Genomic DNA, 12,187 nt, shown 5'->3' with positions numbered 1-12,187 from the left:
CCACTCACCGACGGACGATGAGCAACCCGGGCTGTTTCCCGGAGCCCCCACCCACACACCCGCCGCCCGGCAACGGCGCACGGCCACTCCCCGGACCTTCCCCGGGGCCATTTTTCGGCCGTCCTCCGCAAAACGAAACCTGCGCTGGAGGGGAGGCCGTCAAGGGTGGAGCGCATGCGACATCGGCGAAGCCGACGCGACGCAGGAGCGCCCTTGACGGGCTCCCCGGAAGCGCCACACTCCGGTCCAGAGGACGGCCCCACCAACACCCGATCCGGGCCCATCAACCACCGCCCCTCCACCACCGGATGCGGGAAGACGTGCGGGCGCCCAGGCTCGAAGCATGCAACAGAGACCGTGGATCGTGGCGACGGAACGCCTGGGCCGGCCCTCACCCCGCGAGGGGTGGCGGCGGGCCCTGGACCTCCTCCCGTGGGAGACCCAGACCCGCCAGGTGTACGACATCGACCCCGACGTCCCCACGGCCACCTGCCACCTCCAGGCCGCCCCGGAGTCGGAGGCCCTGTGCGGCTACCCCGCCGAGCCGCTGACCGAAGTTCCGGGCGGACGCTCCTGGGACACGCTGGAACCAGCCCTCCGATGCACCGCCTGCGAAGAGACGGCACACCGGCAGTGATCCGGACGACCGGCCCCCGTCAGACCGACGCGGCGACGAACGCCGACCAGGCGTCCGGCGACACGGTGAGGACCGGCCCCTCGGTGACCTTGGAGTCCCGGACGTGCACCGCTGCGGGATGTGCAGCCACCTCGACGCAGTTGCCGCCCTCGTCGCCGCTGTAGCTCGACTTGTGCCAGTCGTAGGCGACCTCCAGGCAAGCACCGCCCTCGCTGCCGCTGTAACTGGACTTGAACCAGGCCAAGTTGGTGACGTCCGAGTGCCCGGGGATTGCTGCGTGCGTCATCTCTCTCCCAGCATTCTGTTCATCAGGCTGAGACTCTCTTCAGGTGTCAGCGCCTGTGACCGCAGCATCCCATATTTGCGCCGGAAGATACTGACCTCATCCGGATCGTCGATCATGAAGCTCACCCGCTGGCCCTCGACGTAGGCGACGTTCTCGTACTCGTCCGTCTCCAGCATGATGAAGGGCCCGTCGAGGCTGGCATGCCTCTCCTGCTCCATCGGCATGATCTGGACGGTGACGTGCGGGAGTTGAGCCATCTCACACAGGTGACGGAGCTGATTGCGCATGCACTCCTTGCCGCCGATGTTCCGCCGGAGAACGGACTCCTCGATGATGTTGCTGAACTCCACCCGGGGGCCGGTTCGGTCCAGGACTTCCTTCCGCTCCATCCGGTCCGCGACCTTCTCGTCAATCTCGTCTTCCTCCAGTGCGGGCTGGAGGCATTCGAACACCGCACGGGCGTACTCCGGAGTCTGGAGCAGCCCCGGTATGACCTGGTTCTCGTACCACTCAATGGCCAGCGCCCGCTGCTCATACTCCATGAAGTCCTGCGCGAACAACGGAAACTTCTCCCGCTTCGGCATCTTCCTGACCGCCGTCTCCAACACCCCCTTCGAATCCAGAAGTTGATCGATCTCCCGCGCCAGGGCGAGCGTCAGCACCCGCCGCCCCTGCTCGATCGACGCCAACTTGTCCATGCTGATGAGCAGCGCCTCCGCCAGCTCGGGCTGTGTCATCCCGGCCGCCATCCGCAGAGTGCCGAGCTGTGCGCCGATGAGATGCCAGGAGGTGATGCGCTTCTTTCCCCGGTCCATGGGCCGTTCCTTCCCGCCGTACGCCGTGACCGACCCCACACGAGCCGTACAAATCCGATGTACGAACTCGCGCGCTGCACAACGCTAGTGACGGACCGTGACTCTGGCCTCATGAACATGAAACTCCAACACCCCACGCCCCGCGAGGCGTTCTACCGAGGCGAACGCAAGTCCGTACCCACCGCACGACAGTTCGTCACCAGGGCCCTCGTCGAGTGGGCATGCATCGAGCGCGCCGACGACATCCTCCTCTGCGTGAGCGAACTCGTCACCAACGCCCTCCTGCACGGCGTCCCGCCCGGCCGCGGCCTCCTCCTGCGGCTCGCGCTCGACCCCGTCGAGGCCCGGCTGCGCATCGAGGTCCACGACAGCGGTGACGGCGACGTCGTGGCCGCACCCCTCGACCCGGAGCGGGAGGAGGGGCGCGGCCTGACGCTGGTCGGACTGCTCGCCGACACATGGGGAGTGGGGGAACGAAGCCCCGGGAAGGTGGTGTGGTGCGAGTTCGCCACACAACACGCCTGATCAGCGCACGCTTCAGCGCACCGGCTTCAGCCGTTCTTCGCCGACGCGTCGAAGAACTCAACGATCCGAGGCACGGCCTGCCGCACCGATTCATTGTGGCTGTAGTCGCCGACGTCGGTCAGCCGGGGAGTAACGCCCTTCCCCCTCAACTGGTCGGCGCAGTACTTCGCATGGCTGAAGAAGACATCTGCGTCGCCCCGGGCGTGGAAGATCTCCACCGGTGCGTTAGGCCGCCAGTCGCAGGTGGTGTCCAGCGGGCGCAGCTGCTCCTTCAGGGCACCGGTGGGCTTGCGGATCTTGTTCAGGAAGTCTTCGGTGAACAGGTCACTGGAGTAGTCCGGGAGTGCAGCGTCGATGTCCCGCGACTCGGTGTAGCCATTGAAGAGGCCCTCCACAACCTCGGCGTATCCGGACTTGAAGACCTCGCCGGGCGACGCGTACAGCCCGTACGTCTTGTTCCACGCCGTGGCGAAGTAAGCAAGGTAGAGGCTGGACTTGACGATCTTGTCGTTGGCCGCCGCGGCCTCGAAGGCCGAGAGATGGAAGGGACCGGCGACCGGGGCGAGCGCCCCCAGCCCGAAGTAGCGGTCGGCGGTCTTCTGCTGGAGTGCCCGGCCGACCATCATCGTCGCGGGCCCGCCCTGCGAGAACCCGGCGACCTGCACCTTCGGCTTCAGCTCCCGCCCCTTGCGGTGGGCCACGGTCCTGGCCGCGCGCAGGCCGTCGACCGAGGCCGCGACGGTCGCCCGGGGGTCACCGTAGGGGTGGAAGCCCTCGCCGGAGCCGAGGCCCACGTAGTCGGGTGCCGAAACGGCCCGCCCGGTCGAGGCGAATAACAGGGCGGTGAGCCGGTCGTTGGACTGCGGGTTCTCCGAGGCGACGTCCTTGCGGTAGACGGTGGTGCCGTGCAGCCAGGAGACGGTGGTCAGGCGGCGCGCCGTGCTCCGGGGCAGGACGACGAGCTGGCTCGCGGTCGTGGCGGCGCCCGAACTGTTGGTGGTGCGGTAGACGACCCGATAGGCGGTCACGCCGTAGCGGACCTGGGACGCGTCGATCTTGCCCTGAAGCTGCCCGGCCACTTCCTGCGCCGTGAGCTCGGCCGCCTGCTCGACGGAGACGACGTCGCCACCCCGTGTCCGTTCGCCGACGGAGCCGACGGAGCCGACGGAGCCGGGGGAGCCGGGCGAGTGGGCCGTCGCCGAGGCCGGAACCGTCAGCGCGGACATGCTGCCGAGGAGTGCCGCACCAGCCAGAATCCGGATTCTTGTTCGCGGTGAAGTCATGTACGGATCATGGCCGTTGGGCCTTCGGTCGCGACATGGAGCGACCCCCCGGACCGGACAGGGGGGAAGCCCCCCCGCCCCGTGACCGAAGCCGTACCCGCGCGCTCGTCCCCGTAAGGATCAGGCGGCGTTCTTGATGGCCGAGATGTCGAAGTTCAGCTTGATCTTGTCGCTGACCAGCACGCCACCGGCCTCCAGCGCCGCGTTCCAGGTGAGGCCCCAGTCGGAGCGCTTGATCGTCGCCGAGCCCTCGAAGCCGACGCGCTCGTTGCCGAAGGGGTCCGTGGCCGAGCCGTTGAACTCCAGGTCGATGGAGAGCGGGCGGGTGGTGTCCTTGATGGTCAGGTCGCCCGTGATCCGGTAGTCCGAGCCGCCGAGCTGCTCGGCCTTGGTGGAGCGGAAGGTCATCTCCGGGAAGGTCTCGACGTCGAAGAAGTCGGCGCTGCGCAGGTGGTTGTCGCGGTCCGGGGCGCCCGTGTCGATGCTGGTCATGCGCACCGTGATGGAGGCCTCCGAGGCCGACGGGTTCGAGCCGTCCAGCTTCAGGGTGCCCTCGTGGTCGGTGAAGGAGCCGCGCACGTTCGTCACCATCGCGTGGCGGGCGGTGAAGCCGATGCTGCTGTGACTCGCGTCGACCGTGTACTCGCCGGTCAGGGCGGCCAGCGCGGGGTCCACGGCGGCGGGGGCGGTGGTGGCGGGGGTGCTGCTGTTGGTGCGGCCGAAGATGCCCATGACGGTCCTCCTGGGGACGAGAAGTGGTTGTTGAACCTTCAACATGAAGGACCCTACCGCGATGATGTTCAAGTTTCAACATTCACGGGGCTCGGACGGTCGGGATTCAGCCGTTCGGCCCAGCGGGGCACGGGCGGCGGCGGGCAGAGGGGCCGCTTGGACTTCCGGAACGGGGTTGTTGGACTGCCGGGACCCGTGGGGTCCGTTTCCGTTGACGGGGCCCCTGGGGCCGGGCTTACTCAAGCCCCATGTCGCTGAGATTCCGTGCGTCGTGCGCCGTCGCCGCCGCCTCGTCCGTCGTGTTCACGCTGGCAGGACCGGCGCTGTCCACGGCGGCCGCGGTCCCGGCCGCCCCGGTCCCCGCCGCCGACACCGCCGTCATCCAGTCCCCGCAGCTCACCGTCACCGTGGCCAAGGACTTCCCCCGGGTCCTGTCGTACACCGAGCGGGCGGGCGGGGCCCGGCTGCTCGGCAGCACCAGGCCGGTCACCGAGATCGTCCTGAACGGCACCGCCCGCCCCGTGCAGGTCAAGGCCGCACCGCGGGTGCGGGGCGACTCGGCCTCGTACACCCTGCTCGTGCCCTCCCTCCCCGGGGTGGAGATCGACGCCACGCTGTCCGTGCGCGGGCGCGCCACCACCTTCCGGGTGACGGCGATCCGCGACACACAGGCGTTCCGGGTCGGGACGCTCGACATACCCGGGCACGACCTGGTGTCGGTCGGGAGCGGGGAGGAGGGTGCGGAGACCGCGTTCACCCGGCTCGACCCGGATTCGACGCGCACCGCCGACGTCTTCGGGAAGGTGACCGCGGCGACCCCCGTCGACGCCGCTCCCGTCGGGGCCTCGTACGGCATCGTCAACACCGGCGCCCTCGCCGCGGCCGTCGAGTCGAACTCGTCGTACGACAAGCCGGGCGGGGCGAGCGCGCGGGACGGCGCCCGGTTCTGGCACCGGGCGAGCAGGGCGGAGGACGGCTCCGTCCGCGTCGGCGTCTGGTCGGGGCAGTGGACGTACCGGGGAGAGGGTGCGCCGAAGCCGGAGAGCGGCAAGGACCTGCCCTGGGCGAAGGTCGTCGTGACGCCCGACGCCAACGGGGACAAGAAGGTGGACTGGCAGGACGGGGCCGTCGCCTTCCGGTCGATCGGGATCGAGGCGCCGGGGTCGAAGGAGACCCCCGACCGGGTCGTCACCCACATCCCGTTCAACTTCGCCAGCCAGGCCACCCACCCCTTCCTGCGCACCCTGGACGACGTCAAGCGCGTCTCGCAGGCGACGGACGGGCTGGGGCAGCTGGCCGTGCTGAAGGGGTACGGGTCCGAGGGGCACGACTCCGCCCACCCCGACTACGGCGGCAACTACAACAAGCGCGCGGGCGGGCTCACCGACCTCAACAAGCTGCTCAGGGCGGGCAAGAAGTGGGGCGCCACCTTCGGCGTCCACGTCAACGCCACCGAGTCCTACCCCGAGGCCAAGAACTTCGACGAGACCCTCGTCGACAAGACCAAGCCCGGCTGGAACTGGCTCAATCAGAGCTACTACATCGACCAGCGCCGGGACGTGAACAGCGGCGACCTCGCCCGACGGTTCCAGCAGCTGCGCGACGAGACCGACCGGAACCTGAACTTCCTCTACATCGACGTCTACTACACCCACGGCTGGATCGCCGACAAGACGATCCAGGCCGTCCAGAAGCAGGGGTGGAACGTCGGCACCGAGTGGGCGGAGAAGTTCGAGCACGCCTCGCTCTGGTCGCACTGGGCCAACGACCTCAACTACGGCGGCAAGACCAACAAGGGCCTCAACTCCCAGATCATCCGCTTCATCCGCAACGGCGAGAAGGACATCTGGAACGACCACCCGATCCTCGGCCAGACCGCCATCGAGGAGTTCGAGGGCTGGACCAGTGAGACCGACTGGAACGCCTTCTACGACAACATCTGGCAGCGCAACCTGCCCGCCAAGTTCCTCCAGCACCAGAAGATCCAGAAGTGGGAGAAGGACCGCATCGACTTCGCCGGAGGCGTGCGCGGCACCGTCGAGAACGGCAAGCGTGCCTTCTACGTCGGTGACGCCAAGGTCCTCGACGGGGCGAACTACCTGCTGCCCTGGGACGGCGGCAAGAAGCTGTACCACTACAACAAGGCGGGCGGAAGCACGAGTTGGACCGTCCCGGCCGCCTTCCGGGGGGTCGGTTCCTTCACCGTCAGCAAGCTCACCGACAACGGCCGCGTGAAGACCGCCACCGTCCCCGTCAAGGACGGCAAGGTCACCCTCCAGGCCGAAGCCGGTCAGCCGTACGTCCTCCACCCGGCCGGACGCACCCCCTCCGCCCGCGACGCCGACTGGGGCGAGGGCGGCACGGTCGCCGACCCCGGCTTCAACGACGCAAAGCTCGGCGACTGGCGTACGTCGGGCAAGGCCGTCCGCGACACCGATGGCCAGGGGCGCAACAGCGCCGCCCTCTCCGGAACCGCCCCCGCCGCCCTCACCCAGCGCATCACCGGGCTGAAGGCGGGGCAGCGGTACACCGCGTCGGCATGGATCGAGGTCCAGCCGGGCGCGTCCCGTCGTACGACGCTGTCCATCGGCGGCCAGAAGGTCGTTGTGGAGCGTTCCACCGCCAAGGAGCAGACCGCCGCCAACGACTGGCACGGCACCTACTTCCAGCGCGCCAAGGTCAACTTCACTGCCCCGCAGGGCGGTTCGGCGACGCTCGACATCCGTGCGGACAAGGCCGCTGCGGACGTGCGGGTCCGGGTCGACGACGTCCGGCTCGTCGCCAACGCACCCGCCACCCGGCCCGGAGCCCTCGTCCACGAGGACTTCGAGGCCGTCGACCAGGGGTGGGGGCCCTTCTTCAAGGGCGACGCGGGCGGCGACACCGACCCCCGCACCCACGTCGCGCAGAAGCACGCCCCGTACACGCAGGCCGGCTGGAACGGCAAGCGCATCGACGACGTCCTCGGCGGCGGTGAGTCCCTGAAGTCCCACGAGGAGAACGACGGGCTCGTCTACCGCACCGCCCCCTGGACCGTCCCGATGCAGGACGGCCACCGGTACCAGGTCGAGTTCGACCGGCAGACCAGCCACTCCGGCTCCTACGAGTGGGTGACCGGCTACGACCGCATCGGCGCCGACGGCAAGCCCGCCTCCGTCGAGGTCCGCCGCACCCCGCTCGCCGAACAGCGCACCACCGCCCGCTTCTCCGAGACCGTCACCGCCGGCTGCGGCGACACCTGGGTCGGCCTGCGCAAGAAGGAGGGCGCACCCGACGGGGCCGACTTCGTCCTCGACAACTTCACCGTCACCGACCTGGGGCCCGCCCCCGAGCGCGCCGCCTGCGGCACCCTCGCCCTGACCCCGGCCGCCGGAGCCTTCGAGCCGGGCCGGCAGCACCAGGTCACGGCGGCCTTCACCAACAACGAGGCCACCGCCGCCACCGACGTGCGGCTCACCCTCGGCCTTCCCCAGGGGTGGACCGCCGAGCCCGTCGGCCCGGTCGCCTTCCCGTCCGTTGCGGCGGGCGCGAAGGTCACGGGGAGCTGGCAGGTCACCCCGCCGGTGGACGCCGTCTACCAGCCGTACGAGCTGACGTCGGCCGCCTCGTACGCCGTCGGCGGCACGACCCGCAAGCTGGCCGCCACCGCGAGCGTCCGCACCCTCCCGCCGCCGCCCGCCCGGGACACGTACGCCAGCGACCTCGACTGGACGACGATGGACAACGGCTGGGGCCCGGCGGAGAAGGACATGTCCAACGGCGAGACCGCCCCCGGCGACGGAAAGCCGATCACCCTCAACGGGGTCGTCCACGCCAAGGGGCTGGGGACCGCCTCACCGGGGAAGATCCGCTACTACCTCGGCGGCATGTGCACCTCCTTCACCGCGTTCGTGGGCCTGGACGACGTGCAGAGCAGCCGGGGCAGCGTGCAGTTCAGCGTCCTCGCCGACGGTACGGAGAAGGCGAAGTCCCCGGTGCTGAAGGGCGCCGACCCGGGCTGGGCGCTCACCGCCGACATCGCCGGTGCGAAGTACGTCGACCTGGTGACCGGCGACGGCGGCGACGGGCCGGGCAACGACCACGCGGACTGGGGGAGCGCGCGCTTCCAGTGCGGGACATGACGAGGGAAGCGGTGCGGGAAATGACGTGTCCTGAGCGGTAGTTGACACGAAAGGGCCACGAAGCCCCCGGTGCCCGTGAGGACACTGGGGGCTTTCGTGCGCCGCGCGTATCCTCGTCCGGCATGGGGGACACGGCGAGCACCGGGGACACAGGAAGCACCGAGACGCAGGACTTCTACGCGGACTGGCGGTTACGGCTGAGGCTGGACGGCGCACAGGGACCGGTGTGCGGGGCGGGCATCCTGCTCACCAAGAACCGCGTGCTCACCTGCGCCCACGTCCTCGGCGAGGAGCGGCAGCGTCTCTGGGTGGAGTTCGTGGAGGCGGGCGGCGTCGCACCGGTCGGGGCGCGGCTCGCCCCCGAGCCCGGAAGCTGGACGCCCCCGCTGCCGTACGCCCCCGAGACCGGACCCGACGTCGCGGTGCTGGCGCTCGAACAGGACCGCCCCCTCCTCCAACCCGCCCTGCTCTCCCGTGACCTGCCCGCCGCCCGGCGCACCCTGCGGGCCACCGGCTACACCGCCCACCACGAGGCGGGCCTCACCCTCTTCGCCACGCTCGGCGGCCCGCACGGGCTGTGGACGCAGCTCGACCCGGTCGACGACCCCGTGGCGGAAGGATTCAGCGGCGGCGCGGTCTCCACCCTCCCCGAGGACGGTGCACCCGCCGAGGTGCTCGGCATGACCGTGGCGCGGGGCGGCGGCGCCGGACCGGGCCGGGAACGCTCGTACATGCTGCCCGTCGCCCAGCTCGTCCGGGCCGTGCCGCTGGTCGAGGAACTGAGCCGGCCGGACGCCTGGGACGTCGAACTGTCCACCAGGCTGCGGCAGTGGTTCCGGGGGAGCGGCCGGGCGGCCGTCGAGCTGTGCCTCGTGCCCGAGGGCGGCGGCCGGGACCGCACGCTGGAGCACGCGCTGGCCCGCGCCCAGCTCGTCCACGACCCCGCCGCCCACGACCGCAGACGTCTCGCCGAACAGGTCGCCGCACAACTCCCGCTCGGGCACGGCCGGTTGAGCTCCTTCCGCAGCTGGCTGCTGCACGGCGGCGAGCGCCCGGCGGGCGTGGCCGTCCCGCCCGGCAGGCCCGTCAACCTCGCCGTCCTCGGCCTGGACCGCGACCCGGCGCCGCACCGGCTGCTGCCCGTGCTGCTGCGGGTGCGGCAGCTGGGGGTACGGGTGCTGGTCGTCGTACGGGGCGACACCCGGCTCTCGGAGGAGGCCTGGCGGCGGGCGGAGGGGGACCTGCTGCTCCCGGCGCTCGAAGCGAACGTACGCGAACTGCTCGCCCGCCTGCGGGAGTCGGAGCGCTTCGCCGGACCGGAGGCACTGCCCCGGTCGCAGGAGTACGCCGCCGAACTGGACGGTGTCCTCGGCCGGTGGGCCGACCCGCACACCAGGGCGGGGCTGCTGGCGAGGCTGGCGGCGAGGGTGCGGGGGCCGGTGGGGGAGGGGCGATGAGGGCGGCGGACGGCGGGGGCGCAGGGGCGACGAGGTGTCCGGAGGTGGTGTGCTGATGCGCTGCGCGCACCGTCTGCGTTCGGGGGGCCGGTGTCCCGGGACCGTGCTCGCCACCCGTTACTGCGACCACTGCGGGCTCGGCGCCGACGAACCCCGGTTCGGGCCGCTCACGGCGGACGACCGGCCCGGCGCCTTCCTGCGGCTGCCCCGGCAGCGCCCCAGTTCCGTGGAGGAGCGGCTGCGGCGGCCCGACGACCCGCTCAAGGCCGTCATCCGGTGCGGCTCGCTGGAGTGCCGGACCGTGATCGGGCCGCCCTTCGTGGAGGGGCCCGTCCCGCTGGACGGCTACTGCCCGGTCTGCGGCAGGCGCTACTCGTACCACCCCGACCTGGAACCCACCGCCGACGAGGCCGAACGGCTGGCCGGACAGTACGAGGTCCTCGGGGCCATCGCGCAGGGCGGGCAGGGGTGGGTGTACCTCGCGGTCGACCACCACCTCGACGAGCACGTCGCGATCAAGGGTCTCCTCAACCGCTACCTGGAGGGCGGCCCCGCCCAGGCCGACGAGGAACGCCGCCGCCTCACCGCCATCCGGCACCCGCGCATCGTCCGCATCCGGGACTTCGTCCGCAAGACCGAGGCCGACGGGCGCACCGTCTCCGGCGCGTACATCGTCATGGACGACGTCGGCGACCGCACCCTGGAGGCGATGATCGACGCCACCCGGCGCGGGGAGTTCGTCCTCGACATCGAGCACGTCCTCACCTACGGCTGGCAGATCCTCGAAGCCCTCCGGGCGCTGCACGCCTTCGGCGTCGCCTACATGGACATGAAGCCCTCCAACGTCGTCCACCACCAGGACGGCATCAAGGTCATCGACCTCGGAGCCCTGCGCGACCTCGGCCGCCTCCACCACCGGCCCGAGGACATCCTCACCACCGCGCGCTACGCCTCCCCGGAGATCACCCGCACCCGCGTCCCCACCGTCGCCCACGACCTGCACACGGTCGGCGCCACCCTGCGCGAACTCGCCCAGTGGGCGGTCGGGCTGGGGGACACCGGGCCCGGCGACCTGGGCGCGGTGTCCTTCCGGGCGGTGCTGGACCGGGCCACCGCCCGTGATCCGCGTCGGCGGTACCCCACCGCCACGGACATGGCCGACCAACTCCGGGGCGTACTGCGGGAGATCAGGGCGCTGCGCCCCGGCTACCACGACCCGCCCGAACCCTCGACCTGCTTCACCCCGGCCACCCGGCTCCCCGGCGAGCGCCTGGGCGCCGTGCCCGAGCCCGCGTACTGGCTGGACCGGCCCCTGCGCGGCCGCGACCACCCACCCCGCTCGCCCCTCCTCGACCCGGCGCCGCCCACCCCCTCCGACGTGGCGGCCGGGCTGCCCGCCCCGCGCCCGTACGAAGGGGACCCGCAGGCCGCCCGCTTCGGGGTGAGCAGCGGCTACGACCCCGCCCAGTACCTCCACCAGGCCCCCGGCCGCCGCCCCTCCGTCGAGATCTGCCTGCACAACGTGCGGGTCGCCGTCGCCCTCGGCACCCCCAAGGCCCTCGCCGACGCCCCGCACCAGCTCGCCGCCGCCCGCCGCATCAGGGGCCGGGGCGACGCCCACGGGTGGCGGCTGGAATGGCACCGGGCGCTGGTGGCACTGGCGTCGGCGGACGCGCCGGGGGTGTCCGCGGCCGTCCGCACGGAGCGGCTGCGGGAGGCGCGCGGGCGGTTCGCCGTCGTCTTTCGGGCGCTGCCCGGCGAGTACGCGGCCAAGCTGGCCCTCGCACACTGCGCCGAACTCCTCGGCGAGGACGCGCTGCCCGGACTCGGTGCGGCCCCGCTCTTCCGCTCCGTGCACGCCCGCAACCCCTCGCACGGCGGGGCCGCCCTCGGCCTTGCCCGCCTCGCGCTCGCCCACGGCGACCGCGCGGGCGCACTCGACGTGCTGGCCGCCGTCCCGGACTCCTCCCGCGACCGGGCCGCCGTACGGATCGCCGCCCTGCGCATCAAGGCGGCCCGGCTCGGACCCGACGGCACGCCCGCCGCCGTCGGCGGGATCAACGAAGCCCTCTTCGACCTCGCACAGGCCGAACAGGACCCCACCATGCGGCCGGCGGGCGACGAGATCCTGCGGCTGCGCACCGAACTCCTGGAACGCCGCCTCGACGCCGTGCACGGCACGCCGGGGGAGCGGGCGGTGCGCGAACGCCTGGAGGAGAACTACCGGCGGCTCGCCCACCAGCGGCAGGACCGGGCGGAGTACGAGCACCTGATCGACCTGTCCCACGAGGTGCGTCCGCATACCCGTCTCTGACCACCCCGCCCGTTCCC

The 12,187-nt window shown here is 71.4% G+C and carries 9 protein-coding genes; 5 read left to right on the top strand and 4 right to left on the bottom strand.

All coding sequences use genetic code 11. The features are described from left to right. Window positions 1–343: 343 nt before the first annotated feature. Window positions 344–637: a hypothetical protein gene (locus ACIO3O_RS17270; RefSeq protein WP_401746283.1), complete on the top strand. Its 294-nt coding sequence runs from the start codon at window positions 344–346 to the stop codon at window positions 635–637. Between the two features lie 19 nt (window positions 638–656). Here ACIO3O_RS17270 and ACIO3O_RS17265 read toward each other — a convergent pair whose 3' ends face one another. Both ACIO3O_RS17265 and ACIO3O_RS17260 read right to left on the bottom strand, forming a co-directional pair. Next, a complete protein-coding gene (locus ACIO3O_RS17265; protein WP_401746280.1) occupies window positions 657–923 on the bottom strand; it encodes a DUF397 domain-containing protein in 267 nt (88 codons plus the stop codon). Continuing rightward, window positions 920–1,738, bottom strand: coding sequence for a helix-turn-helix domain-containing protein (locus ACIO3O_RS17260; protein ID WP_401746277.1), 819 nt, complete (start codon window positions 1,736–1,738; stop codon window positions 920–922). The genes ACIO3O_RS17265 and ACIO3O_RS17260 overlap by 4 nt, the downstream gene beginning before the upstream one ends. Before the next feature lie 111 nt (window positions 1,739–1,849). On the opposite strand from ACIO3O_RS17260, the gene ACIO3O_RS17255 reads away from it, so the two are divergent. Next, the gene (locus ACIO3O_RS17255; RefSeq protein ID WP_401746274.1) at window positions 1,850–2,263 is read left to right on the top strand and encodes an ATP-binding protein; all 414 of its coding nucleotides are present in this window, start codon (window positions 1,850–1,852) and stop codon (window positions 2,261–2,263) included. Window positions 2,264–2,289: 26 nt separating this feature from the next. Here the strand turns inward: ACIO3O_RS17255 and ACIO3O_RS17250 are convergent, their stop codons facing one another. Together ACIO3O_RS17250 and ACIO3O_RS17245 are read right to left on the bottom strand one after the other, a co-directional pair. Further along, the gene (locus ACIO3O_RS17250) at window positions 2,290–3,546 is read right to left on the bottom strand and encodes a lipase family protein (protein ID WP_401746272.1); all 1,257 of its coding nucleotides are present in this window, start codon (window positions 3,544–3,546) and stop codon (window positions 2,290–2,292) included. A gap of 120 nt (window positions 3,547–3,666) precedes the next feature. Next, window positions 3,667–4,278: a YceI family protein gene (locus tag ACIO3O_RS17245; RefSeq protein ID WP_401746270.1), complete on the bottom strand. Its 612-nt coding sequence runs from the start codon at window positions 4,276–4,278 to the stop codon at window positions 3,667–3,669. Window positions 4,279–4,526: 248 nt separating this feature from the next. Here ACIO3O_RS17245 and ACIO3O_RS17240 point away from each other — a divergent pair, with 248 nt between their 5' ends. The 3 genes from ACIO3O_RS17240 to ACIO3O_RS17230 all read left to right on the top strand — a co-directional run bounded on the left by ACIO3O_RS17240 (window position 4,527) and on the right by ACIO3O_RS17230 (window position 12,170). After that, the gene (locus tag ACIO3O_RS17240; RefSeq protein WP_401746268.1) at window positions 4,527–8,399 is read left to right on the top strand and encodes an endo-alpha-N-acetylgalactosaminidase family protein; all 3,873 of its coding nucleotides are present in this window, start codon (window positions 4,527–4,529) and stop codon (window positions 8,397–8,399) included. Window positions 8,400–8,521: 122 nt separating this feature from the next. Further along, the gene (locus ACIO3O_RS17235) at window positions 8,522–9,856 is read left to right on the top strand and encodes a serine protease (RefSeq protein WP_401746267.1); all 1,335 of its coding nucleotides are present in this window, start codon (window positions 8,522–8,524) and stop codon (window positions 9,854–9,856) included. Between the two features lie 103 nt (window positions 9,857–9,959). Then, a complete protein-coding gene (locus ACIO3O_RS17230) occupies window positions 9,960–12,170 on the top strand; it encodes a serine/threonine protein kinase (RefSeq protein WP_401746264.1) in 2,211 nt (736 codons plus the stop codon). The last annotated feature ends 17 nt before the right edge of the window (window positions 12,171–12,187 follow it).

This window comes from Streptomyces sp. NPDC087440, from assembly GCF_044744005.1.
In the GTDB taxonomy this organism is placed as follows: domain Bacteria; phylum Actinomycetota; class Actinomycetes; order Streptomycetales; family Streptomycetaceae; genus Streptomyces.
This window is presented reverse-complemented; position numbering and strand designations above follow the sequence as displayed.

Coding starts and splice junctions, on each gene's coding strand:
- ACIO3O_RS17270 (WP_401746283.1), top strand. CDS start 344: ATGCAACAGAGACCGTGGATCGTGGCGACGGAACGCCTGGGCCGGCCC.
- ACIO3O_RS17265 (WP_401746280.1), bottom strand. CDS start 923: ATGACGCACGCAGCAATCCCCGGGCACTCGGACGTCACCAACTTGGCC.
- ACIO3O_RS17260 (WP_401746277.1), bottom strand. CDS start 1,738: ATGGACCGGGGAAAGAAGCGCATCACCTCCTGGCATCTCATCGGCGCA.
- ACIO3O_RS17255 (WP_401746274.1), top strand. CDS start 1,850: ATGAACATGAAACTCCAACACCCCACGCCCCGCGAGGCGTTCTACCGA.
- ACIO3O_RS17250 (WP_401746272.1), bottom strand. CDS start 3,546: ATGACTTCACCGCGAACAAGAATCCGGATTCTGGCTGGTGCGGCACTC.
- ACIO3O_RS17245 (WP_401746270.1), bottom strand. CDS start 4,278: ATGGGCATCTTCGGCCGCACCAACAGCAGCACCCCCGCCACCACCGCC.
- ACIO3O_RS17240 (WP_401746268.1), top strand. CDS start 4,527: ATGTCGCTGAGATTCCGTGCGTCGTGCGCCGTCGCCGCCGCCTCGTCC.
- ACIO3O_RS17235 (WP_401746267.1), top strand. CDS start 8,522: ATGGGGGACACGGCGAGCACCGGGGACACAGGAAGCACCGAGACGCAG.